At 71.8% G+C, this 23,614-nt stretch carries 23 protein-coding genes and 1 pseudogene; 10 read left to right on the plus strand and 14 right to left on the minus strand.

Annotation, left to right across the window (positions count from 1 at the left end; genetic code table 11):
* Window positions 1-132: 132 nt before the first annotated feature.
* Both ADK57_RS13535 and ADK57_RS13540 read right to left on the minus strand, forming a co-directional pair.
* Complete coding sequence (locus tag ADK57_RS13535; RefSeq protein WP_063785949.1) at window positions 133-903, minus strand: ferredoxin reductase; 771 nt, start codon at window positions 901-903, stop codon at window positions 133-135.
* Between the two features lie 52 nt (window positions 904-955).
* Window positions 956-1,561 carry a sulfite oxidase-like oxidoreductase gene (locus ADK57_RS13540; RefSeq protein ID WP_053749673.1) on the minus strand — a complete coding sequence of 202 codons (606 nt, stop codon included), beginning with the start codon at window positions 1,559-1,561 and terminating at the stop codon, window positions 956-958.
* Between the two features lie 218 nt (window positions 1,562-1,779).
* Between ADK57_RS13540 and ADK57_RS13545 the strand changes: the two genes are divergently transcribed.
* Both ADK57_RS13545 and ADK57_RS13550 read left to right on the plus strand, forming a co-directional pair.
* Window positions 1,780-2,727, plus strand: a complete 948-nt coding sequence (locus tag ADK57_RS13545) for an NADP-dependent oxidoreductase (protein ID WP_053749674.1) — start codon at window positions 1,780-1,782, stop codon at window positions 2,725-2,727.
* A 218-nt stretch (window positions 2,728-2,945) separates the two neighbouring features.
* Window positions 2,946-3,650, plus strand: a complete 705-nt coding sequence (locus ADK57_RS13550; RefSeq protein ID WP_053749901.1) for a GNAT family N-acetyltransferase — start codon at window positions 2,946-2,948, stop codon at window positions 3,648-3,650.
* 26 nt (window positions 3,651-3,676) lie between these two features.
* Here the strand turns inward: ADK57_RS13550 and ADK57_RS13555 are convergent, their stop codons facing one another.
* Window positions 3,677-4,078, minus strand: coding sequence for a MarR family winged helix-turn-helix transcriptional regulator (locus tag ADK57_RS13555; RefSeq protein WP_053749902.1), 402 nt, complete (start codon window positions 4,076-4,078; stop codon window positions 3,677-3,679).
* Between the two features lie 285 nt (window positions 4,079-4,363).
* Here ADK57_RS13555 and ADK57_RS13560 point away from each other — a divergent pair, with 285 nt between their 5' ends.
* On the plus strand, window positions 4,364-5,179 hold the full coding sequence (locus ADK57_RS13560; RefSeq protein WP_053749675.1) for a putative protein N(5)-glutamine methyltransferase: 816 nt from the start codon (window positions 4,364-4,366) through the stop codon (window positions 5,177-5,179).
* A 195-nt stretch (window positions 5,180-5,374) separates the two neighbouring features.
* Window positions 5,375-5,671: pseudogene (locus tag ADK57_RS13565) on the plus strand (MFS transporter); the annotation flags it as partial.
* 10 nt (window positions 5,672-5,681) lie between these two features.
* Here the strand turns inward: ADK57_RS13565 and ADK57_RS13570 are convergent.
* On the minus strand, window positions 5,682-7,673 hold the full coding sequence (locus ADK57_RS13570; protein WP_420711857.1) for a SpoIIE family protein phosphatase: 1,992 nt from the start codon (window positions 7,671-7,673) through the stop codon (window positions 5,682-5,684).
* A 407-nt stretch (window positions 7,674-8,080) separates the two neighbouring features.
* On the opposite strand from ADK57_RS13570, the gene ADK57_RS13575 reads away from it, so the two are divergent.
* Window positions 8,081-8,956 carry a hypothetical protein gene (locus ADK57_RS13575; RefSeq protein WP_053749677.1) on the plus strand — a complete coding sequence of 292 codons (876 nt, stop codon included), beginning with the start codon at window positions 8,081-8,083 and terminating at the stop codon, window positions 8,954-8,956.
* A gap of 131 nt (window positions 8,957-9,087) precedes the next feature.
* Complete coding sequence (locus ADK57_RS13580; protein ID WP_053749678.1) at window positions 9,088-9,453, plus strand: hypothetical protein; 366 nt, start codon at window positions 9,088-9,090, stop codon at window positions 9,451-9,453.
* A gap of 9 nt (window positions 9,454-9,462) precedes the next feature.
* Here the strand turns inward: ADK57_RS13580 and ADK57_RS13585 are convergent, their stop codons facing one another.
* Window positions 9,463-10,245 (minus strand): SDR family oxidoreductase, encoded by a 783-nt coding sequence (locus tag ADK57_RS13585; protein ID WP_053749904.1) that lies wholly within the window; start codon window positions 10,243-10,245, stop codon window positions 9,463-9,465.
* 271 nt (window positions 10,246-10,516) lie between these two features.
* Between ADK57_RS13585 and ADK57_RS13590 the strand changes: the two genes are divergently transcribed.
* Both ADK57_RS13590 and ADK57_RS13595 read left to right on the plus strand, forming a co-directional pair.
* Window positions 10,517-12,532 carry an NADPH-dependent 2,4-dienoyl-CoA reductase gene (locus tag ADK57_RS13590; RefSeq protein ID WP_053749679.1) on the plus strand — a complete coding sequence of 672 codons (2,016 nt, stop codon included), beginning with the start codon at window positions 10,517-10,519 and terminating at the stop codon, window positions 12,530-12,532.
* 32 nt (window positions 12,533-12,564) lie between these two features.
* Entirely contained in the window at window positions 12,565-13,113 is a 549-nt protein-coding gene (locus ADK57_RS13595) for a PadR family transcriptional regulator (RefSeq protein WP_053749680.1), read from the plus strand.
* On the opposite strand, the gene ADK57_RS13600 is transcribed toward ADK57_RS13595, so the two are convergent.
* Together ADK57_RS13600 and ADK57_RS13605 are read right to left on the minus strand one after the other, a co-directional pair.
* On the minus strand, window positions 13,110-13,643 hold the full coding sequence (locus tag ADK57_RS13600; RefSeq protein WP_053749681.1) for a hypothetical protein: 534 nt from the start codon (window positions 13,641-13,643) through the stop codon (window positions 13,110-13,112). The genes ADK57_RS13595 and ADK57_RS13600 overlap by 4 nt on opposite strands.
* A 170-nt stretch (window positions 13,644-13,813) precedes the next feature.
* Entirely contained in the window at window positions 13,814-14,824 is a 1,011-nt protein-coding gene (locus ADK57_RS13605; protein ID WP_053749682.1) for a fibronectin type III domain-containing protein, read from the minus strand.
* A gap of 398 nt (window positions 14,825-15,222) precedes the next feature.
* On the opposite strand from ADK57_RS13605, the gene ADK57_RS13610 reads away from it, so the two are divergent.
* Window positions 15,223-15,942, plus strand: coding sequence for a glycoside hydrolase family 75 protein (locus ADK57_RS13610; RefSeq protein ID WP_053749905.1), 720 nt, complete (start codon window positions 15,223-15,225; stop codon window positions 15,940-15,942).
* Window positions 15,943-15,957: 15 nt separating this feature from the next.
* Here ADK57_RS13610 and ADK57_RS13615 read toward each other — a convergent pair whose 3' ends face one another.
* Window positions 15,958-16,719 carry an SDR family NAD(P)-dependent oxidoreductase gene (locus ADK57_RS13615; RefSeq protein WP_053749683.1) on the minus strand — a complete coding sequence of 254 codons (762 nt, stop codon included), beginning with the start codon at window positions 16,717-16,719 and terminating at the stop codon, window positions 15,958-15,960.
* Between the two features lie 141 nt (window positions 16,720-16,860).
* Here ADK57_RS13615 and ADK57_RS13620 point away from each other — a divergent pair, with 141 nt between their 5' ends.
* The gene (locus ADK57_RS13620) at window positions 16,861-17,499 is read left to right on the plus strand and encodes a TetR/AcrR family transcriptional regulator (RefSeq protein ID WP_053749684.1); all 639 of its coding nucleotides are present in this window, start codon (window positions 16,861-16,863) and stop codon (window positions 17,497-17,499) included.
* A gap of 15 nt (window positions 17,500-17,514) precedes the next feature.
* Here the strand turns inward: ADK57_RS13620 and ADK57_RS13625 are convergent, their stop codons facing one another.
* From ADK57_RS13625 to ADK57_RS13650, 6 genes are all read right to left on the minus strand, one after another.
* Complete coding sequence (locus tag ADK57_RS13625; RefSeq protein ID WP_053749685.1) at window positions 17,515-17,925, minus strand: PTS-dependent dihydroxyacetone kinase phosphotransferase subunit DhaM; 411 nt, start codon at window positions 17,923-17,925, stop codon at window positions 17,515-17,517.
* Complete coding sequence (gene dhaL, locus ADK57_RS13630) at window positions 17,918-18,517, minus strand: dihydroxyacetone kinase subunit DhaL (RefSeq protein WP_053749686.1); 600 nt, start codon at window positions 18,515-18,517, stop codon at window positions 17,918-17,920. Before dhaL ends, ADK57_RS13625 begins: the two co-directional genes overlap by 8 nt.
* Before the next feature lie 49 nt (window positions 18,518-18,566).
* On the minus strand, window positions 18,567-19,559 hold the full coding sequence (dhaK, locus tag ADK57_RS13635) for a dihydroxyacetone kinase subunit DhaK (protein WP_053749687.1): 993 nt from the start codon (window positions 19,557-19,559) through the stop codon (window positions 18,567-18,569).
* Between the two features lie 282 nt (window positions 19,560-19,841).
* Window positions 19,842-21,017: a pyridoxal phosphate-dependent aminotransferase gene (locus tag ADK57_RS13640; RefSeq protein WP_053749688.1), complete on the minus strand. Its 1,176-nt coding sequence runs from the start codon at window positions 21,015-21,017 to the stop codon at window positions 19,842-19,844.
* A 213-nt stretch (window positions 21,018-21,230) separates the two neighbouring features.
* A complete protein-coding gene (locus ADK57_RS13645) occupies window positions 21,231-21,419 on the minus strand; it encodes a YbdD/YjiX family protein (RefSeq protein ID WP_053749689.1) in 189 nt (62 codons plus the stop codon).
* The gene (locus ADK57_RS13650; protein ID WP_053749690.1) at window positions 21,416-23,584 is read right to left on the minus strand and encodes a carbon starvation CstA family protein; all 2,169 of its coding nucleotides are present in this window, start codon (window positions 23,582-23,584) and stop codon (window positions 21,416-21,418) included. Before ADK57_RS13650 ends, ADK57_RS13645 begins: the two co-directional genes overlap by 4 nt.
* Window positions 23,585-23,614 lie beyond the last annotated feature (30 nt).

The following is a 23,614-nucleotide window of genomic DNA, read 5'->3' on the forward strand; positions in this document are numbered from 1 at the left end:
CGCGACAGGTTCCGCCCGCGTGCTGCGAATGGATACGGCCGCGTTCTGCGAACGGACACGGCCGCGTGCTGCGAACGGTTACGGCTATGTGGCGCGAACGTTCACGGCCACGTGGCGCGAACCGTCGCGCCGTCAGCCGAAGCGTTCGATCCGGATACGGTCCACCGGCTGACCGGCGTCGACCAGCAGGCGGGAGGCATGCTCGGCGAAGGCGTTGGAGCCGCACACATAGGCCTCCCACCCACCAGGAGGCTGCTCGGCCAAGAGCGGCGCCACATGTGCGGCCGCCATACGGCCCACCGGCACATCCTCCGGTGCGTTCCGTGTGAACACCGGCGTCGTCTCGGCGCCCAACTCCCGCGCGTAGATCAGCTCCTCGGGACTGCGCGCGGACACCAGCAGCCGCAACGGCACGGACAGGTTCCGCGCTCGGTGGTGCCGCACCATCGACATCAGCGGAACGACCCCGGAGCCGGCCCCGATCAACAGGGCGGGCCGGTCGCCGGGCCAGGCGAAGAACCCGCTCAGCGGACCGCGCACCTCGACCTCGTCCCCGGGCTTGGCAACCGTATGGAACCAGCCCGAGACCTCACCGCCCTCGACATGGTCCAGGGTCAGCTCGATGTGTCCCGATTCGTCGGGTGCGGACGCGATCGAGTAGTGGCGCTGGGCCGCGTAACCGTCCTCGGCGGTCAGCCGCAGGATCAGGTGCTGGCCGGGCAGATGCCCCGCCCAGGCGGGCACCGCGAACCGGTACGTGGCGGCGTGCGGGGTCTCGTGGCGGATCTCGGTGAGCGTGGCCCGCTGCCACAGGGCGGCGGCCTGTTTGCTCACGGCGATCCGCCCGGGCACGGCGAACCGCGTCGGGGGAGTGAAGCCAGGGGCAGTGAAGCCAGGGGCAATGAAGCCAGGGGGAGTTGTGGCGGGCGCAGTGGCGCCGGGGGGAGTGGGCGTCTCAGTCACCGGAGTACCGCTGCTCCTCCCAGGGGTTGCCACGGGCGTGGTAACCGTTCTGCTCCCAGAAACCCGGCTCGTCGTGGTCGAGGAGGCGCAGACCCGCGATCCACTTGGCGCTCTTCCAGAAATACAGGTGGGGGACCAGCAGCCGCGCCGGCCCGCCGTGCTCGGCGGCCAGCGGCTTCCCGTCGTACTCCCAGGCGATCCAGGCACGCCCGCCGGTCAGGTCGGCGAGCGGGAGGTTCGTGGTGTAGCCGGTGTGCGAGTAGGCGACGGCATGGGTGGCGGACCCATGGGGCCGCACCACATCCAGGAACGCGTCCAGCGACACGCCTCCGAACCGCACCCCGAACTTCGACCAGCTCGTCACGCAGTGGATGTCGCCCTCGTAGGCGGACGCGGTCAACTCGTGCGCCTCGGCCCAGTCCCAGGTGCGGGGCGCCTCGACCAGCCCGTCGACACGGAACGTCCAGTCGTCGGGCGTCAGGTCGGGCGTGACCTCCGCGGACAGGACGGGCCAGTCGTCGCCCGCGTCGTACTGGCCGGGCGGCAGCCCAGGATTGTGGACACGGGCGCGTCCGGTGAAGCCTCGGGTGACGTTCATATGGGTCCAGCGTGACAGCGACGACAATTGCTTACGCGTTCAACCGTACGCGCACGTCAGGTATCCCCCCGTCTCGGGGCGGCCCCACGATCATTAAGGCCGTATGAAGTCTCCTGCGTCCCGGGAATAGCGGACCGCCGATCCTCCTTGCCGACTGATGTCACAACCGGTGGCCCATACAACCGCCGATCCGGCGACGGTGAAGGAGAGTGGGAGCAGTGCCCAAGGCGTACGTCTTCACGCGGTACGGCGGCCCGGAGACCGAGGCCTTTGCCGAAGTGGACCGGCCCGTTCCCGGCCCCGGTCAGATCCTGGTCTCGGTGCGGGCCGCCGGGGTCAACCCCGTCGACTGGAAGCTGCGCACCGGGTACCGGCGGCCCGGCGAGAGCGGCGAGCGCCTGTTCCCAGCCGTCCTCGGCAGCGAGGTCTCCGGGGTCGTCGAGGAGGCCGGCGAGGGTGTCGAGGGGTTCGCCGTCGGAGACGAGGTCTTCGGCAACACGGCGGCCGGTGGCTACGCCGAGTACGCACTGCTGCTCGCCGCGGTGACCGCGCAAAAGCCTGCCGGGCTGTCCTTCACGGACGCCGCGACCCTGCCCGTCGCCGCCGCGACCCTGCCCGTCGCCGCCGCGACCGCGTACGACGGGATCCGCCAGCTCGGCCTGCCCGCCGGCGCGACCGTGCTGGTCACCGGCGCGGGCGGCGGCGTCGGCGCGGCGGCCGTGCAGATCGCCCGGGCCTACGGAGTGACCGTCGTAGGCGTGGCGAGCGAGACCAAGAAGGACTTCGTCGAGTCGCTCGGCGCCGTGCACGTTTCCTCCGGGCCGGGCTGGGCCGACCGGGTGCGGGCGGCCGCGCCGGAGGGCGTCGACGGGGTCTACGACCTCGTGGGCGGCGACGTGCTGTCCGAGGCGGCTCGGCTGATCACCGACCGGACGAAGCTGATCACCGCCGGCGCCCCGTCCGAGGACGTGGAGCGCCTGGGCGGTGCCAGGGTGGCCCGGGCTCGTGACACGGCCGTCCTGGAGGCAGTGGCGCGCCTCGTGGTGAACGGCGACCTGAACCCGCACGTCACCGAAACGTTCCCACTGGACCGAGCCGACGAGGCCCTCCGCACGGTCGAGGACGGCCACGCCCGCGGCAAGGTCGTGATCGAGGTCGCCCGATGAGCACCGGAGCACCGCAGACCACGGGCGGACGTCAGACCGCCGACGGACGTCAGAGCGCCGACGGACGCCAGGCCCACAGCCAGCCGCAGGCCGCCGGTCAGGCGCAGAGCCCCAGCCGTCAGCAGGCCGGTGGTCAGTCGCAGGTCGTCGGGCAATCTCAGAGTCCCGGCCGTACGCAGAGCCCCGCCCAGCCGCAGCCCCCCGACGCACCCCACGTCCTGGACAACCCCGCCCGCGCCGCCCTGACCGGCCCGCACGCCCACTTCGCCGAGCGGCACGGCCGGATTCTGCGCTACCCCGTGGACGTCACGCCATGGCTGGCTCTGCCCGACGAGCCCGAGGCCGACGACTGGGCCGACCTCGCGGCCTTCGCGGGCCCCGGCACCGAGGTGCCGCTGCTCGGGTTCCGGGGGCGGGTCCCCGACGGCTGGGAGGTCACGTTCCGAGTGGAGGGCGTCCAGTTCGTGGACGATGGCCTGGCCACCGCCCCGGAACCCGAGGCGGTCCGACTCGGCCCCGACGACGTGCCCGAGATGCTCGACCTGGTCGCGCGGACCCGGCCCGGCCCCTTCCTGCCCCGCACCGTCGAGCTCGGCACCTACCTCGGCATACGGCGGGACGGTGCCCTCGTCGCCATGGCGGGGGAGCGGCTGCGCCCGCCGGGCTGGGCCGAGATCAGCGCCGTCTGCACCGACCCGGCCTTCCGCGGCGAGGGCCTGGCGAGCCGGCTGATCCTCGCCGTCGCCCACGGCATCCGGGAACGCGGCGAGACCTCGTTCCTGCACACCGGCGCCGGCAACACCAATGCCATCCGGCTCTACGAGTCGCTGGGCTTCCGCCTGCGCCGCACCACCGCCTTCATGGCGGCACGGTCGCCGGGCCGGCTGCCGGCGGATGATGTCACGGCCGTACCGGTGTCGTAGCCGGAGCCGGAGCCGGAGGACAGCGGTCAGTCGTCCTCGGAGTCGGCCGCCGACCAGCCGTTGTACCGCACGAGATACCGGGCGAACCGCTCCAGGTCCTCCGTCGGCCAGTCCTCGAGCCGCTCCCGGACTGCCGTGCGGCGCCGCTCGGTGACCTGGGCGAGGATGCTCAGGCCGGCCTCGGTGAGGTCCAGGACCTGGACGCGGTGGTCCTCAGGGTCCTGGCGCCGCTCGACGAGCCCGGCGCGCTCCAGGGCGGCCACCTGACGGCTGACCGTGGACTTGTCGAGAGCGTAGTGCGCCGCCAGGTCGGTGGCGCGACAGCCGCCGCTCTCCTCCAGGTGTCCGAGGAGGGTGTACGACACCAGCGACAGCTCCGGGTGCATGCGCCCGGCCGAGGCCCGGGCCCGGCGGGCGAACGCCGTCATCTCGCGCTGGATGGTCTCCACGGCTGCGTCGCCGCCGGTCGTTGCGGATGCTTTCACGGGACCTCCCTCGCGCCACTGGTTGCATAATACAACTCCGGATGGAGTCGGCCCTCGGCGACTGATCATTGGGGTAATGTGGCCGCGCTGTGTCCGTCGCGAACGACCGAGGAGGTGAGACCCATTACCGCTGTGTCAGGTCGGGTGCTCTCTCCTCGTACCGTCGCGGATCACCGCCAGTAGGCGGCCGCGAGAGCGCCCTTCGGCTCCCGAAAGGCCCTCGGCTTCATGCCTCCACTCTCTGCTGCCTCACCTTCCTCACCGCAGTCCTCGCCCTCGTCCCGTGACTCCGTCGTGGCCGCGCTGCGCGCCGCCGGCTGTGTCTTCGCCGAGGACGAGGCACGATTGATCCTGGCCGCCGCCCGCAACCCGGCCGAACTGGCCGCCATGGTCGACGGCCGTGTCCTGGGCCGTCCCCTCGAACTCGTCCTGGGCTGGGCCGAGTTCAGGGGCCTGCGCATCACCGTGGAACCCGGCGTCTTCGTACCCCGCCGCCGTACCGAGTTCCTCGTCGAACAGGCCCTCGCCCAAGTCCCCCACGCGTCCGTCGTGGTGGACCTGTGCTGTGGTTCGGGTGCCGTCGGCGCCGCCCTCGCCACCGCGCTCGGCCCCGTCGAACTGCACGCCGCCGACATCGAACCGGCCGCGGTGCGCTGCGCCCGCCGCAACGTCGCCGCTGTCGGCGGTCACGTCCACGCGGGCGACCTGTTCGACGCTCTCCCCGGTGAACTGCGCGGCCGCGTCGACATTCTGGCGGCCAACGTGCCGTACGTCCCCACCGGCGAGGTCGCCCTCCTGCCCGCCGAGGCACGCGACCACGAGCCGCTGGTCGCCCTCGACGGCGGCGCGGACGGCCTGGACGTCCTGCGCCGGGTCGCGGCCGAGGCGCCCCGCTGGCTCGCTCCCGGCGGCTGCCTCCTGGTCGAGACAAGTGAACGCCAGGCGTCGGCAGCCGTCGAGGCCTTCGTCGGCGGCGGACTGGAGACGCGCCTGGCCGTGTCCGAGGAGATGTACGCCAACGTGGTGGTCGGCACCCGCCCGTAGCGAGCCGTTGCGTGACCGTAGGGTTGTGGCGCCCCGCCGCGGTGGCTGCCGATCGGGGCGCTCGGCCGCTCTCATGGCGTCGGCCGCTCTCATGGCGTGGGCCGACGTGCGGCGGATCGAAGGCGATGGCGAGGAGTGTGCGGGGCGTGCGGGGCGTGCGGGCGAGGCGGTCGCTGGGGAGACCATTCGGCGGCAGTGGAGTTCGGGCTGATCACCTGCAGTGGCGTCTTCAACCGGGTGCTCGCCACCTACCGGCTCGACCACACCCCGACCCACCGCGTCGCCCGCACCCTGTCCGCGTGGTCGGTCACGGCAAAGCTCACCACCGCGGCCCTTACCGCCCTGTGGGGCCTGCTCGCCGCCCTCGTCGGAACCCGCTCCGCGATCGCGGCCGCCGGTCTCCTCCTGCTGGCGACTCCCCTGCTGCTCCCACGTCACGACCGGGCGGTTCGCCGACGGCACGAGCCGGAACCGGACCCCAGCCGCACCTGACACCCCCAGGTCAACCGGGCGTCTGCACCCGCGCGATGAGCAGCGCCACGTCGTCGGAGTTGTCGGGCTGGTGCAGGGTGCGCAGCAGGAGATCGCAGACCTCCTCCAGCGGGCGGTCGGGGCCGTCGAGCAGGGCCAGCAGGGCGTTCAGGCGCTCGTCGAGCGGGTGTTGCCGCGTCTCGACGAGGCCGTCGGTGTAGAGCACCAGCCGGTCGCCGGGTACGAGGTCGATGGTGGTGGTGGAGAAGGCGACCCCGCCCACGCCCAGCGGTGCCCCGGTGGGCAGTTCGAGCAGCTCCGGCGGACGTCCCGTACGGAGCCGGGCGGGTGGCAGATGCCCGGCGTTGGCGATCCGGCACTGCCGCAGCGCCGGGTCGTGGACGACGTACACACAGGTCGCGATCGACTGGTCCGGGCCGTCGGTGATCCGGTCGAGGTGCTCCAGGAGCTGGGCCGGGTCGAGGTCGAGGGAGGCCAGGGTGTTCGTCGCGGTGCGCAGCCGGCCCATGGTCGCCGCCGCGTTGAGCCCGCTGCCCATCACGTCGCCCACCACGAGCGCGGTCTTGCCGCCGTCCAGTGGGATCACGTCGAACCAGTCGCCCCCGACCTCGGCGGTGGCCCCCGCGGGCTGGTAGCGGGAGGCGACCTCCAGGCCGCCCGTCATGGTCGGGTGGCTGGGCAGCAGGCTGCGCTGGAGGGTGAGGGCGGTCTCGCGGGCGTTCTGGTACCAGCGCGCGTTGTCGATCTGCACGGCAGCGCGGGACGCCAGCTCACGGGCGAGCAGCAGGTCGTCCTCGGTGAACGGCAGCGGATTGCGGGTGCGTTTGAGATCGAGGGCGCCGAGCACCTCGCCGCGTGCGATCAGCGGTACCGCCAGATAGGAGTGCACGCCTGCCCGGGCCAGCAGCTCGACCGCCTCGGGGGAGCGGGCGATGCGGGGCAGGTCCCCGGCCTCGACCTGCGCGACCAGGATCGGTTGTCCGGTGCGTACGCACTCGGTGACCAGGCGGTCGGGAGCGTACCGGGCCACCTCTCCGGGCGGGTCGGCCGCGCGCAGGGCGTCCGGGGCGCGGTCCGCCTCGACGGCCAGGGCACGGATGACGGCCGCCTCCGCGGGGCCGAGGGTGCTGGGTCGGCCCTGCACCACCGCCTCCAGCAGATCCACCGCCGCGATGTCGGCGACCTCGGGCACCGCGACCTCGGCCAGCTCCCGGGCGGTGCTGTCCAGGTCCAGGGTGGTGCCGATCCGGGCGGAGGCGTCGGCGACGAGGGCCAGGCGGCGCCGTGCGGCCTCGGCCGCGACGGCCGCTCGGTGCTGCTCGGTGACGTCCACGACCGAGCCGGCCACGCCCAGCACGGTGCCGTTGGCGTCCTCCAGCCGGTAGAGCGAGATCGACCAGGCGTGCTCCTCGTCCGGATCGGCCGGGGTCCGGCCCACGGCCTCCTGGTCGACCAGCGGCTGTCCGGTGTCCAGCACCAGACGGGCCGCGGACTCGAGGGCCTCGGCGCCCACGTCCGGCAGGACCTCGCCGATCGTGCGTCCGACGTGTTCCTCGGCCGGAATGCCGTTGAGCCGCTCCATTGCCGGATTGACGGAGACGTACCGCAGGTCGGTGTCGAGGACGGCGAGCCCGATCGGGGACTGCGCGACCATCCGCGTCGACAGCGCCACGTCCCGCTCCAGCCGTCGTACGGTCGACTGGTCGGCGGCGAGGCCCAGCGCGTAGACGTCGCCCCGGTCGTCCAGGAGCCGCATGTTGCGGAACTCCACCAGCTTCGTACTGCCGTCCTTGTGTCTGACGGGGAACGCGCCGGCCCAGCCCTGACCGGTCTCCATGACGTCGGCGAACAGCTTGACCACCAGGTCGACATGCTGCTCGTGGATCATCAGGTGCGCCGCGTACTGCCCGAGCGCCTCCCGTGCCGGGTAGCCGAACAGTTCCTCGGCCTGCGGGCTCCACAGCACGATGCGTCCTTCGGTGTCCAGGACGATCGAAGCCACTCCGAGCACGTCGAGGAGCCCGCTCGGCTGTACCGGTCCACGCACCGGCCCGTCAGCGGGGCCGTCGGCCCGTACCTGCTGCTCGCCGTCCTCGGTCAACGGACACTCCCGGCTGCTCTCATTGCACGCACCGCCCTCGGCCGTCTTCACGACACGCCGTTCCCCCGTGCCGACTCCCCTGTTCTATCGCGTCCGGCCCTCTTTGCGACGTCACCGGCGGCTTCTTCCACCATCCCTCAACACGGCGCCGCTTCCACCATCCCTCAACACGGCGCTACGCGTCGGCGAAGCCGCGGCGCCGCACCGTGACCGAGCCGACGCGCCGCGTTCTCGATTTGGTCTGTACATGACGATCTGAACGGGCCACACTGTCCGCCGAGTACGCCCACCCCCCGAGGAGCCCTTCCATGCCCCTGCGTGCCCGGCAACGTTGTCACACGGTCCTCGCCGCCGCCGTCGCCCTCACCGCCGCCACCCTGCTGGCCACCGCCCCGCCCGCCTCCGCCGCCGACACCTGGACCGAGGCGGGCTCCGACCGGGCCGACCCGCTGACCGAGAGCCAGGGCCTCACCTCGGTCGAGGTACCCGCCGGGGCCGCCAACCGGTACACGGGGATCGGCACCATCCCCGTCGACCTGAGCGGCCGTGGCTGGAACCACGTGGGTGACCCCGACGCCTCGTACGACGGCCACTACATCGAGCCCTACCAGCGGGACTCCGGTACCACGAAGATGTTCCGCGTGCAGTCGCCGGGCGGGACCTGGTCGGAGTACGTCCACACGCTGAGCTCCGGGGAGGTGCTGAACAACTCCTGGGTCGCCGTCTCGCCCGGCGGCCAGTGGATGCTGGCGGGGGAGTACGGCACCATGAGCCGGCTGCTGGTCTTCCCCACGCCGGGCGTCAATGCGAGCACCTCGCCCGCGGCGAACCTTCCGCAGGCGTCCACCGTCCGCCTCGACCACGCCGTACGCGACGTACAGGGCTGCGACTTCCTCAGCGCCACCCAGCTGCTCTGTTCCTCCGACGACCCCGCGGGCACGCTCTTCGGCATCACCAAGCCGCTGCTCCAGATCGACCTCTCCGCGGAACCGAACGGCACCTCCGACGTCACCGGCCACGTCACCGCCCTGCGCCAGCTGCCCCTGCGCAGCTCCTGTTCGGGCACGTTCGAGGCGGAGGGCATCGACTACGACCGCCGTACCGGCACCCTGCGCGTGATCGTCGTGTCACCGGGATTCTGCGTCCTGACGGACAGCAAGACGTACCGCCTCACGCGCGGCTGACCGCGCCGACCGAGGAACTGCGCCTTCGCCGGTAGTGCTCCGGCGAAGGTGGTGCTTTTCTGGGGGTGGGGTGCGGTACCGCAGGGTTTGCCCCACGGCACCGCAGCGCGGCCACGAGAGGAGCGATCACGATGGACAGCGAGCGACCGCACCCGGAATCCGTCTCCGTGGAACTGAGCGGCAGCAAGGAGGACGCCCGGATCGTGTTCGACACCCTCTGCGCGTGCTTCGGGTCCGACCGGTGCGCGGACGACGTACCCCGGGACTACCACGAGGTACGTCCGACCGTGTGGCTCGGCACCTTCGATGTGGCCGACGTGCACGAGGGCTGCCCGCCCGTCAGCCTCGGAGCGTCCGTCATGGCCGACGTGCAGGGTGGCTACTGGGCCGTCGACCGGTTCCGCACGACCCTCCACTCCCACTTCACCGTGCATGACCTCGCCACGGTCTCCGGCGACCAGGAGAGGGAGCTGCACGTGCGGCTGGAGAGCCACTGATCCAGCGGATCAGCCCTGCTCGACGGGTACGACCACCAGCTCGGCGACATTGACGTGGGCGGGCGCCGCGACCGCGAAGGCGATGGCGTCGGCGATGTCGCCGGCGGCCAGTGGGCGCAGTCCGGCCCGCATCCGGGCCAGGCTGTCGCGCATGCCGGTGTCCTGCATGTCCGCGCCCAGTTCGGTGCTGGTGACGCCGGGCTCGACGTTCTTCACGCGGACTCCGCGCGGGCCCAGCTCCGCCCGCAGGTTGCGGGTCAGGTGGGCCACGGCCGCCTTGGTGGCGCTGTAGACGGCCCAGCCGGGGTAGAGGACGTGACCGGCCACCGAGCCGACGTGGACGAGGTCCGCGGGGCCACCGCGGGCGGCCGCGGCCAGGAGGTCGTCGGTGAACGCGCGGGACGTGTTCAGCAGGCCGCGCAGGTTGATGTCGATCATGCGGTCCCATTCGTCTCGGGCAGCCTGCTCGAAGGGGGCGCCGAGCATGGCTCCGGCGTTCGCCACGACGAGGTCGACGGGGCCGAGTTCCCCGGCGACGGCCAGGGCGGCCCCGGTGACGGCCGCGGCATCGGTCAGGTCGACGGCCAGGGGCAGGACGGTTTCTGAGGTCGTACGGCCCAGTTCGTCGGCCAGCGTCTTGAGGCGGTCCTCGCGGCGGCCCAGCAGGGCGACGCTCGCTCCGTCGGCGGACAGACGCCGGGCAGTGGCCGCGCCGATCCCGCCGGAGGCGCCGGTGACCACCGCCACCCGGCCGTCGAGGGGGTGTACGTGTTTCGGTGAGGTGTGTGTCATGCCGTCCACCGTGCGGCCGGCTCCGGTGAACGACCAGGCCGTGGCGCCCCGAGGAGAGCGGGTCATAGGAGTGCCACGGTCACCTGTCGCCACCGCCCGGCTCGACATCCGAGGGACACGTCCGGCACCTGGCGGCACGTCACCCTGAGTGCGCACGTCCCCGCCGCACGACGTGGCTCGCATCACTCCGCTCTGGTTGTGCAACTAGTTGCATAAACGCGTCGCGGTCCTCTACAACAAGAGGGCACACTGCCGCGCATGGAGGGGCCCGATGAGCCGTTACCCGCACCTGTTGACCCCGCTCGACCTGGGCTTCACCACGCTGCCCAACCGCGTCCTCATGGGCTCGATGCACGTCGGCCTGGAGGAGGCCGAGCGAGGCTTCGAGCGCATGGCGGAGTTCTACGCCGCCCGGGCGCGCGGCGGAGTGGGCCTGATCGTGACCGGCGGCATCGCCCCGAACGACGAGGGACGGCCGGCCGAGGGCGGCGCGAAGCTCACCACGGACGCCGAGGCCGAGCAGCACGCGCTCATCACCGAGGCCGTGCACCGCGAGGGCGGCCGGATCGCGATGCAGATCCTGCACTTCGGCCGGTACGCCTACCACCGGGACCTCGTCGCCCCGAGCCCGCTCCAGGCGCCGATCAGCCCCTTCGTACCGCGCGAGCTCACCGACACCGACGTCGAGAAGACCATCGACGACTACGCCCACACCGCCCGCCTGGCCCGGCAGGCCGGGTACGACGGCGTCGAGATCATGGGCTCCGAGGGCTACCTGATCAACGAGTTCATCGCCGCGCAGACCAACCGACGCACCGACCGCTGGGGCGGTTCGTACGAGAACCGCATGCGCTTCCCCGTCGAGATCGTCCGGCGGGTGCGCGAGGCCGTCGGCGAGGACTTCGTCATCATCTACCGGCTGTCCATGCTGGACCTGGTCCCGGGCGGCTCGACGCTCGACGAGGTGATCACGCTCGCCAAGGCCGTCGAGGCGGCCGGGGCGACCATCATCAACACCGGCATCGGCTGGCACGAGGCCCGCATCCCCACCATCGCCACCTCGGTGCCGCGCGGTGCCTACACCTGGGTGACGAAGAAGCTCATGGGCGAGGTCTCCGTGCCGCTCGTGACCACCAACCGCATCAACACCCCCGAAGTCGCCGAGGAGTTGCTCGCCGAGGGCTGCGCGGACATGGTGTCGATGGCCCGCCCGATGCTCGCCGACCCCGACTTCGTGAACAAGGCCGCGGCGGGCACGCCCGAGGCGATCAACACCTGCATCGGCTGCAACCAGGCCTGCCTCGACCACACCTTCAGCGGCCGGATCACCTCCTGCCTGGTCAACCCGCGCGCCTGCCACGAGACCGAGCTCGTTCTCTCCCCGACCCGGCTGCGCAAGCGGGTGGCCGTGGTGGGCGCGGGACCGGCGGGGCTCGCCTGCGCCGTCAGCGCGGCCGAACGCGGCCACGAGGTCACCCTCTTCGACGCCGCGAGCGAGATCGGCGGCCAGCTCAACGTCGCCCGCAAGGTCCCCGGCAAGCAGGAGTTCGACGAGACCCTGCGCTACTTCCGCCACCAGCTCGACGCCCACGGTGTCGACGTACGGCTGAACACCTGGGTGGCCGCCGAGCACCTCGCCGACTACGACGAGGTCGTCGTCGCCACCGGCGTCACTCCGCGCACCCCCGACATCCCCGGCATCGACCATCCGAGTGTCGTCGGCTACCTCGACGTCCTGCGCGACGGCGCCCCCGTCGGCGACCGCGTCGCGATCCTCGGCGCGGGCGGCATCGGCTTCGACGTCGCCGAGTTCCTCACCGACGGCGGCGACAAGGCGAGCGAGGACCCGGCGACGTACTTCCGGCAGTGGGGCGTCGACATGGACTACGCGGCACCCGGCGGACTCGCGGCCCCGGAGCGGCCCGCCCCGCCGCGCACCGTCCACCTGCTCCAGCGCAAGACCACCAAGGTCGGCGCGGGCCTCGGCAAGACCACCGGCTGGATCCACCGCACCGAGCTCAAGCACCGCGGCGTCACCATGGTCCCGGGAGTGCAGTACGACCGGATCGACGACGCCGGCCTGCACGTCACCGTCGGTGACACGAGCACGGTCCTGGAGGTCGACACCGTGGTGCTGTGCACCGGACAGGATCCGCGCCGCGACCTGTACGAGGCACTGCTCGCCGCGGGGAGCAACGCCCACCTCATCGGCGGTGCCGACCTCGCGGCCGAACTGGACGCCAAGCGCGCCATCAAGCAGGGCACCGAGGTGGCGGCGACGCTGTAAGGGCCGTGTGACGGCCTCCCTAGGATGACCCCATGTCACTCCCGCACGCGATCCTCACCGCCCTGCTCGAGAAGCCGTCGTCGGGCCTCGACCTGACCCGCAGGTTCGACAGGTCGATCGGCTACTTCTGGTCGGCGACGCATCAGCAGATCTATCGCGAGCTGGGAAAACTGGAGGCCGAGGGGCACATCCGCGCGCTGCCCGCCGAGCAGCCGGCGCGCGGGCAGAAGAAGAGCTACGAGGTCCTGCCCGCGGGCCGCGCCGAACTCCGGCGGTGGACGGCCGCGGCGCAGGACCCCAAGCCGCACCGCGATGCGCTCCTCCTGCGCCTGCGGGCCGCCGCCGTCGTCGGCACCGCGGGCCTGGAGGCCGACCTGCGCCGCCATCTCGACCTGCACCGCCTGCAGTTGGCGGAGTACGAGGAGATCGAGAAGCGCGACTTCCCGCCCGGCAACGACAGCGCGCAGGCCAGGCTGCAGCACCTGGTCCTGCGCGCGGGCATCGAACTGGAGACCTTCTGGACGCAGTGGCTCACCGAGGCCCTGGCGGAGCTGCCCGTTCCCGAAGAAGGGCTGGGCTAGAGCCGGTAGGGCTTCGAGCGGCGGCGCAGGAACCAGGCTGTGGCCAGGGCGCCCGCTCCCACCAGGCCCCCGCCGGCCGCCAGCGTGAGAGTGCCGTAGTCCTTCGTGGCACCGCCGATTCCGCCCATGACACCGCGTGACGGCGAGGCCGTGGCGGAGATCGTGGGAGTGGACACGGGGGTCACGATGACCGACTGGGTGCCCGCGGTGCTGTTGTCCGCGCACCGGACGATGACGGTGTAGGTACCCGCGCTCACGCTCGACCAGGCCGCCGACTGAAGGGTGCTCGTCCCCGACAGCGCCACCTGGCGGCCCTGGGAGAAGCTGGCCTGGCTGCTGTTGAGGAGCGAGGCGGTGCCCCAGCTGCCGTTGACCTGCGTACAGGCGCTGGTCGTGACGGAGACCGTGGACCCGGTGGTGCTCACGGAGATCCCCGAAACGGCGGCGGCCGGCGTGGCGGTCAGGGCGAGCGGCAGCGCGGCGGCCGCCACGGTCAGGCCGGAGCGGAGGAGTAGTTGAGTAGTGTGCATGGACCTGTCCTCCGGCGGCACGGTCGGCGGTACATCCCTTGCGCCGCCGAGGGTCGGGGAAGGCCCGTGCTGCCCTCAGGGGAAGCCAACGTGCACCTGGCCCGGTCCGCATGCGGAGGGCGCCCGGGCAGGTGACGGCTTCCATCGTCCGGGGGAACCGGGAGCGGCCGTCATGGCTGTTCCGGCCGCGGGGTGGCGCCCGTGGTGACCGTCCGCTCCGTCGAGAAGCCGCCCCAGGTGCCGTCCGGCAGCTTCGCCCGGATCCGCACCCGGTGGCCGGCCCCGGCCTCCGGCCCCAGGTAGAAGCTGTACGTCGCCCGGTCGCGCGGCGCGGCCCCGCCGAACACCAGCGAGGTGGCCGGACGGCCGTCGAGGTGGACCTGGTACTCGGTGACCACCCCGTCCGTGCGCGGCGGAACCCAGTCGAGGTCGAGGTGGTACGCCCCGTCGACGCGGCGGGTGGTCGCGCGGAAGTCGGTGGGAGCGGTGGCCCGTCCGTCGTCGGTGCCCGCAGTGGTGAGGCGGACGGGACCGCCGACGGGAGAGACGTTGTCCGCAGCGTCCCGCGCCCGCACGGTGAAGGAGTAGCGGGTGCCCGGACGCAGCCCGATGACCACGGCCGACGTCTGGTTGCCGCCCACGCTGTGGATCTTCGTGGTGCCCTGATGGATGTCGTACGACGCCACGTCCCGGTCGTCCGTCGAGGCGTCCCAGGACAGCTGGACCGCGCGGCTTCCGGCCGCCCGGCCCCGCAGCTTCCCCGGTCGCGTCGGGGCCGAGCGGTCCGCCGTCACGGCCGCCGGAGTCGTCGCCCGTACCTCCCGGCTGCGGGGCCCGACGCGGCCCTCGGTGTCGCGAGCCCGCACGGTGAAGACGTACAGGGTTGACGGCCTGAGCCTGGTGACGTCCACCATGTGCTGCGAACCCGGCACCTCCTCGACCTTTGTGGTGCCGCGATATACCTCGTAGGCTCCGACGCTCTCGGACGCCGCGTTCCACATGACGTGCACGCTCGTCGCGCTGCCCGCGGTGGCGGTGACGCCCGGGGGCGCCGCGGGGAGCCGACCGCCGTCGGCCGTCCCGTCCCCTCCGCAGGACGCGACCAGGGTGAGCGCTGCGCAGAGCGCGAGGCGGTGGGGCAGGGAAGCGAGGGCAGGGGCGGGGGCGGAAACGCGTCGCACGGCTGCCTCCCGGAGGGCACGTGGCGGTATTGGTCCGGACCAATATGGCTCGGCTGACGCGATCACATCAAGAGGCGGGTCCGGGTGGCTGTCCGCCGAGGGCGGCTGCGGGGTATCGGCAGCCGTCCGCCGAGGGTTTCGTATGCTGAGTCCCTTCGCGGCGGAACTCGCCATGAGATGTGGGTGGTTCACGCCGCCGCGCGGGCCGCTGTCGTCGCTGATCCCGCGCCGGTGCGGGCGGCCGGGAGGCCGGAGCCCTTGGCGGGCCAGGGCTCCCGGCCCCCGTCGGGACTTCGCGGACGTGCACCGTCCGGCCCCACAACGGTGGCGGCACCATTGATACGGCATCAGATTGGGCTGGGTGTGCGTCCTTGTCCCCCAGGAGAGGGTTCCGTATGGTGCGTGCCCAGTCACTGACGCTGGCCGCGGCAGGGGCCGCCCTGCTCGCCCCCACGGTGCCGCCCGTGCCGATCCAGGTCGCCGCGTCCGCCGGGCCCCAGGCCGTTCGGCAGGGGCCGACCGTGCGGCGCGTCGACCAGGTCCGCGCTGCCGACCTGCTGGCCAGGGTGCGTGACTGTGCCCCCGTCTCCCGCGGCCGTTACCGCAACGACGACGGCACGCCCGCGACGACCCCGGTCTGTGACACCCGGGACGCCGTGTTCTGGAAGGCCGACCTGGACATCGACTGCGACGGTCGGCCCGGTCGCCGCTGCAACGACCGCACCGACCCGCTCTTCTCCGGCGCCACGGCCTACCAGCAGTCCGACGGCCGCCAGTTGGACGCCGAACGCCTTCCGTACATCGTCGTGCCCGGCCCGAGCCGCGCCTGGGACCACGGCGACGACGGCGTGCGCGGCGGTTCGGTGGCGGCAGTCGTCCACCGTGACCGCGTGCAGTACGCGGTCGTCGGTGACGTCGGCCCGCACGACATCATCGGCGAGGCGTCCTACGCCACCGCCGAGGCACTCGGTATCCGCGCCGATCCGCGGGGCGGCGGCACCAGTTCGGGTGTCACCTACATCGTCTTCAAGGACACGCGGGTGGCGCCCATCGAGAACCATGAGGCCGCCGTAATGATGGGGGAGCGGCTGGCGAGGCGGTTCGTGCGGAGCCGGTGAGTGCCTGGCGGTGCGTCAGACCGCAGACCATCCGTCGTCGACCGGCAGGACCACACCGTTGATGTTGCCGGCCGCGTCCGAGGCGAGGAACACGATGGCGGCGGCCTGCTCCTCGGGCTGGGCGACGCGACCGACGTTGACGAAGTGCGGGCCGAGCGCCGTCGGCCCGTGGGTGCCCTGCTCGGCGTCCACGACGATGGGGGTCGCCGTACCGCCCGGGGCGATGGCATTGGCCCGGATGCCCTGCTTGCGGTACATCACGGCGAGGTTCTTCGTCAGTCCCACCACCCCGTGCTTCGAGGCCGTGTAGGCGGCGCCCGCCGCGCTGCCGCGCAGGCCGGCCTCGGAAGCGGTGCTCACGATGGCGCCCTTGCCCGCGGCCAGCATGTGCGGCAGTACCGCCCGCGTGAGCAGGAAGGGCGCGGTGAGGTTGACCCGGATGACCCGCTCCCACTCCGCGTCGCTCACGTCCGCCAGTGCTGACATGCGGTCCATGATCCCGGCGTTGTTCACCAGCACGTCCACCCCGCCGAAGCGCTCCACGGCCGTCTCGGTCACCCGGTCGACGACGGCCTGCTCGCTCAGATCCCCGGTGACGGCGACCGCGCTCCCGCCCGCCTGCTCTATCTCGTTGACCACTGCCTCCGCGCCCTCGACGTTGAGATCCGCCACCACCACGCGCGCACCCTCCGCGGCGAAGGCGAGAGCGGTGGCGCGCCCGATGCCCGATCCCGCTCCGGTGACGATGACGCTACGTCCGTCGAGTCCGCTGGTCATGAGGTGCTCCTGTCCGTATCTCCGCAGGCGAGGTGCCCGCCGTGCGCTCACCCTACGACTTAATGTCTGTGAGTGACATAAACTCTTGGTGGAGAATTCCCGGAGAGTGATCGCCGTGATCGCCAGCAGCCGGAGGAACCGATGACCGCACCCAGCGGACGCACGGGACGACCGCCCCTGACAGAGGAGCGCAAGGCCGAGATCAGGTTGGAGATCGCCCGGGCCGCGGTGGACCTGTTCGTCACCCAGGGTGTCACGGCGACCACCGGCGAGCAGATCGGACAGGCGGTCGGCGTCTCGGCGCGGACCGTGTGGCGCTATTTCCCGAGCAAGGAGAGCTGCGTACGGCCGCTGTTCTCGGAGGGCATCGACGTGATCGCCGCCTGTCTGCGGGACTGGCTGCCCGGCCGACCCCTGGAGCAGCTCTTCGACCGGTCGCTCACGAGGGAGCTCGCTCTGGTCGGCGGTCCCGACCGTGCCACCGTCGGCGCCCTGGTCCGGCTGACCCGTACGGAGCCCGGACTGCGTGCCGTCTGGCTCCAGACCTACGACGAGGCCGAGCCGGCGTTCGCCCGCGCCCTGGCCGAACGGGCCGGGCTGCGCGCCGACGACCTGCGGCCGACGATCCGCGCGGCGATGTTCAACGCCGCCCTGCGCGCGGCGGTCGAGCACTACGCCTGGCGCACCGCCGACACATCGACCGACCGCACGACGGCGGAGGCCGAGTTGGTGGCAACGCTGCGCTCGGCCCTCGCCGTCGCGGCGGAAGGGGTCATATAGCTGTCTGAAGGGGCGTCACACCTTGCGGTACGTGTACGCCTCCACGGCCGCCGCCTCCACCGCCGCGAGGTCGGCTCCCGTGGCCGCAGTGACGACCGCGGCCACCGCTCCCTCGACGAAGGGGGCGTCCACCAGGCGGGTGTTGCCCGGCAGTTCGTCGCCCTCGGCGAGCAGCGCCTTCACGGTGAGGACGGCACTGCCGAGGTCGGTGAGGACGGCGACTCCGGCGCCCCGGTCCACGGCGGCGGCCGCGGCGGCGATCAGCTCCGCGCTCGTGCCGAGCCCGCCGCCCTCGGTGCCGCCCGCCGGAGCGACGGGCGCCTCGGTACCGCCGCCGGCCAGCCCCTTGGCCAACTCGGCCACCGACTCGGCGACCGCCGCGCTGTGCGACACCAGCACGATCCCGACCAGCTTCCCGTCACTCACCGGCCGCCTCCGCAAGTCCGGCGATGAGCAACGACGCCGACGTGGCACCGGGATCCTGATGCCCGATACTGCGCTCCCCGAGGTAACTCGCCCGGCCCTTGCGGGCCTGCAAGGGCGTGGTCGCCAGCGCACCTTCCTCGGCGGCGGCTCGGGCCGCGAGGAAGCCGTCGCCGAGCGCGTCGAGGGCCGGCACCAGGGCGTCGATCATGGTCTTGTCGCCGGGTGCGGCACCGCCGAGCGCCATGACCGCGTCCACGCCCTCGCGCAGCGCCTCGGCGAACTGCTCCGCGCCGACCTCGCCGGCGTCCCCGAGCGCCTTGCCGGTGCGGCGCAGCAACGTGCCGTACAACGGCCCCGAGGCGCCACCGACGGTCGAGATGAGAGTGCGACCGGAGAGCATGAGGACCGCCCCCGGCGTGGTGGGCGCCTCCTTCTCCAGCATCGCGGTCACCGCGGTGAAACCGCGCTGCATATTGCTGCCGTGGTCGGCGTCCCCGATGGGTGAGTCGAGGTCGGTGAGCCGTTCCGCCTCGCGGTCGACGGACACGGCGGTCGCCGTCATCCAACGGCGGAAGAAGTCGGTGTCGAGCACTGGATCTCCTTGCGTGGTCGGTACGTTGTGTTCGCCGGCCCTCGCCTGCTCACACTCCCCAGCGCAGTCCCGCCGTCTTCACCGGCGCGTCCCACAGGCGCAGCAGCTCCTCGTCGATCTGGCACAGGGTGACCGAGGCGCCGGCCATGTCGAGAGAGGTGACGTAGTTGCCGACGAGGGTGCGGGCGACGGCGACACCGCGCTCGGCGAGCACCCGATGCACCTCGGCGTTGAAGCCGTACAGCTCCAGCAGCGGAGTCCCGCCCATGCCGTTGACCAGGACGAGGACGGGATTGCGCGGGGTCATGTCGTCCAGGATCGCGCCGACCGCGAAGTCGGCGATCTCCCGCGAGGTCATCATCGCCCGCCGTTCCCGGCCGGGCTCGCCGTGGATGCCGATGCCCAACTCCAGCTCGCCGGGCGGCAGATCGAAGGTCGGGCTGCCCTTGGCCGGCGTGGTGCACGCGCTGAGCGCGACCCCGAAGCTGCGGGAGTTCTCGTTGACCTGATGGGCAATCGTCTGCACCCGCTCCAGGGGCTGCCCCTCGTCGGCCGCGGCTCCCGCGATCTTCTCCACGAACAGCGTCGCACCCGTGCCGCGCCGCCCGGCCGTGTAGAGACTGTCGGTGACCGCCACGTCGTCGTCGACCAGCACCTTGGCGACCTGGATCCCCTCGTCCTCGGCGAGTTCGGCCGCCATGTCGAAGTTCAGCACGTCACCCGTGTAGTTCTTCACGATGAACAGCACACCGGCGCCGCTGTCCACGGCCGCCGCCGCCCGCACCATCTGGTCCGGCACCGGCGACGTGAACACCTCACCCGGGCAGGCCGCCGAGAGCATCCCGGGCCCCACGAACCCACCGTGCAGCGGCTCGTGCCCCGAACCCCCGCCGGAGATCAGGGCGACCTTCCCGGGCACGGGAGCGTCCCGTCGTACGATCACCCGGTTCTCGACGTCGACGGTCAACTCGGGGTGGGCGGCCGCCAGGCCGCGCAGCGCATCGGCGACGACGGTCTCGGGGACGTTGATCAGCATCTTCATGGGTACCTCCTGGTGAGACTGGAAGGTGAGCCTCTGACCTCTAGGGGAAGTATCGATGCTCAGAGAGCACCGGTCACGTTTGCAGGAGAGGAACGACCACTTCCTGTGGGGTGCGGAGGCGGGTGCCGCGGGGTCCCGTTTCTCCAGGGCGTGCAGGACGGCTTCCGCGGCCGGTGGGAGGCGGCGGCTGCAGTGTTCGCCACCTGGACCGGGCCCCGGCGGACACGGACGTGCCCGAGGAGCGGGCGGTGCGCTCGCCACGCCGGTGATCAGCGTGCTGGACTACCGGAGCGTGGCCACGAACTTCCCGAGCCGGGCGATCCCCTCGCGGAGCGCGTCGGCCGACGCCGCGTACGACAGGCGGACGTGGCTTTCCGCCGTGTGGATGCCGAAGTCCCTGCCCGGAGTGAGGGCGACGTGTGCCTCCTGCAGCGCTCGTTCGCAGAACTGCCACGAGGTGAGGCCGGTGTTGCTCACGTCGAAGTAGACGTAGAAGGCGCCGTCGGGCGGGACGGGGACCGGCAGGCCGATCCGCGCCAGACCGTCGAGGACGAGCGCGCGCCGCTCGGCGAACTCGACGCGGCGGGCCTCGCAGACCGCGAGGGACTCCGGGGTGAAGCAGGACAGCGCGGCATGCTGGGCGGGAGTGGAGGCGCACAGGAAGTAGTTCTGGGCCAGGCGCTCCATCGCCGGCACCAGAGCCTCGGGGACGACGCACCAGCCGAGTCGCCAGCCCGTCATGCCGAAGTACTTGGAGAAGCTGTTGATGACGACGGCGTCGGGGTCGTACGACAGCGCGCTGCGCGGCGGCCCGCCCTGAGCGTCGTGATCGCTCAGGTTGAGGTAGATCTCGTCGACGATGCGCCACGCGTCGCGCTCACGGGCGAACTCGCAGATCGCCGCCAGTTCGTCGGCCGGGACGGAGGTACCCGTCGGGTTCGACGGGGTGGCGATCATGACGCCGCGGGTCCGGTCCGTCCAACTCGACCGTATCGACGAGGCGTTCAGCTGGAAACGGGACTCGGCGGTGGTGGGGACGAGCGTGACGTCCGCGCCGAAGCTTTCGACGATCTGCCGGTTGCAGGGATACGACGGGTCTGCGATGAGCACCTCGTCGCCCGCGTCGACGAGGGCCGCCGTGGCCAGCACCAGGGCGGCCGATGCGCCCGCGGTCACGACGACCCGGGAGGGATCGACCTCGACACCGTGCAGGTCCCGGTAGAACTGCGCGATCGCCTGCCGCAGGGCGGGCAGTCCAAGCGCCGCGGTGTAGGTCATCGGGCGCCCGTCCATGGCCTCGCGCATCGCGTTCAGTACGGCCTCAGGCGCGCCGAAGTCCGGTTCGCCGAGGCTGAGTTTGACGACGTGGTGCCCCTGGGCCTCCAGCGCCGCGGCATGCTTGCCGAACTCCATGGCGTAGAACGGGGCGACGGCCTGGGCACGTTGCGAGATCCTCATGCCGCGACCTCCGGCTCGATCGCGGACAGAAGTGTCGGGGCGAACCGGTTGGCCGGAACATCGATGCCTTGGTTCATGTCGTCTTCCTGGTCGCCGGTCAGCAACGTGGGTGGCGGCACAGTTTATGCGGTGAGCTGGGCGCGAGCGTGCGTGGGGCGGGCGCCGGCCTCCCGGCCGGGAGGTGCGCCCGCCCCACGATCGGCGGTCGGGCCGTCAGCAGCAGCGGCTCTGGGGGTGGCTCTCCCGGTGGAGTGTGCGTTGCACCTCGTACTCGCGGCGGGTCGGTACCGGTGCGAGCGGGTGGTGGCGTCGGTGTCGGTCGCAGTAGCGGTCGTACTCGGCCTCGCCCGTCAGCTCGCGCAGATACCAGTGCACCGCCCGTGCCCAACGCCGGGCGGTCATGAGCGGGCTCCCGCCAGCGGCTCGGCGACCTGCTCGGGTACGTCGATGCGTGACTCGATGTACGGCGCCTCGGTGGTCGGGAGCGGAGACGAGGACCGTATCGCGCGCACGCACACCACCGTCGCGTTCACGATCACCACGGCGACCAGCAGGAGGAAGAGGGAGATGAGAACGCCGTCGACGGTGGAGTTGGTGACCACGGTGTGCATGTCGTCGACGGTCTTGGCGGGCGGCAGGACCTGGCCGGCATCGATGGCGTCGGCATACCGCGTGCGCTGGGTGAAGAAGCCCACCTTGGGGTCGTCGGAGAAGATCTTCTGCCAGCCGGCGGTGAAGGTGACCACGACCACCCACGCCAGCGGGATGCCGGTGACCCAGGCGAAGCGCAGCCGCCCGGACTTGATCAGGATCGTGGTGCAGACGGTGAGGGCGATGGCGGCGAGCAGCTGGTTGGCGATGCCGAAGAGCGGGAAGAGCTGGTTGATCCCGCCCAGCGGGTCGGTGGCGCCGGTGTAGAGGAAGTAGCCCCAGGCGGCGACGACGAGGGCGCTGCACAGCCAGATGCCGGGCTTCCAGTTGACCCGGCCGACAGGCTTCCACACGTTGCCGAGCATGTCCTGCAGCATGAACCGCCCGACCCGGGTACCCGCGTCGACCGTCGTCAGGATGAACAGGGCCTCGAACATGATCGCGAAGTGGTACCAGAAGGCCTTCATCGCCGTGCCGCCGAAGACCCCGGAGAAGATCTCCGACATGCCGACGGCCAGGGTGGGCGCGCCGCCCGAGCGCGCGATCAGGGTCTGCTCCTCCACCGCCTTGGCCGCCTGGGTCAGCTGGTCGGGGGTGATGGTGAAGCCGAGGCCGGCCACCGCGTGGGACGCGGACTCGGCCGTGGCGCCGAGGAGGCCCGCGGGGGCGTTCATCGCGTAGTACAGGCCGGGTTCGAGGGTGGCCGCGGCGATCAGCGCCATGATCGCGACGAACGACTCCATCAGCATGGCGCCGTAGCCGATCAGCCGGACCTGGGACTCCTTCGCGATCAGCTTCGGCGTGGTGCCCGAGGCGACCAGGGCGTGGAAGCCGGACAGCGCACCGCAGGCGATGGTGATGAAGAGGAAGGGGAAGAGGGAGCCGGCGAAGACCGGACCGGCGCCCGAGCTCGCGAACTTGGTGACCGCGTCCGCCTGCAGCACGGGGGCGGCGACCACGACGCCGACCGCGAGCAGCGCGATCGTGCCGATCTTCATGAAGGTGGACAGGTAGTCGCGCGGCGCGAGCAGCATCCACACCGGCAGGACCGAGGCGACGAAGCCGTATCCGATCAGGCAGAAGACGAGGGTCGTCGGGCTGAGGGTGAAGGTGCCCGCGAGCGAGGAGTTCTGGATCCAGCTGCCGCCGGCGATGGCGAGCAGGAGCAGTGCCACGCCGATGAAGCTGGTCTCGACGACCCGGCCGGGGCGGATGCGGTGCATCCAGAAGCCCATGAACAGGGCGATGGGGATGGTCATGGCGACGGAGAAGGTGCCCCAGGGGGAGTGCGCGAGGGCGTTGACCACGACCAGGGCCAGTACACCCAGCAGGATGATCATGATGGCGAAGACGGCGATCAGGGCGGCGGCCCCGCCCGCCCGGCCGATCTCGTCGCGGGCCATCTGCCCCAGCGACGTGCCGTTCCGCCGCATGGACAGGAACAGCACCACCATGTCCTGCACCGCCCCGGCGAAGATCACCCCGGCGACGATCCACAGGGTGCCGGGCAGGTACCCCATCTGGGCCGCGAGCACCGGGCCCACCAGCGGACCGGCGCCGGCGATCGCGGCGAAGTGGTGGCCGAGCAGTACCCGGCGGTCGGTCGGCTGGAAGTCGACGCCGTCCTCCAGGCGCTCGGCAGGGGTGGCCCTGCGGTCGTCCGGCTTCAGCACGCGCCGTGCGATGAAGCGGGAGTAGAAGCGGTAGGCGATGGCATACGAGCCGAGCGCGGCGACCACGAGCCAGACCGCGGAGATCTTCTCCCCACGGGCCAGTGCGAGGACGCCCCAGGCGACGGCGCCCAGCAGCGCGACGGTGGCCCACAGCAGGATCGACCGGGGGGACATGCGGGGCCGTACGGACGGCGGCTCCTGTGGCGCCGGGAGACCGGATTCGGGCATGGCTGACGTACTCATGGCGGCTCCTCACCTCGGGGGTGATGGGGG

The sequence above is a fragment of the Streptomyces sp. MMG1533 genome (genome assembly GCF_001279775.1).
Lineage (GTDB): Bacteria > Actinomycetota > Actinomycetes > Streptomycetales > Streptomycetaceae > Streptomyces.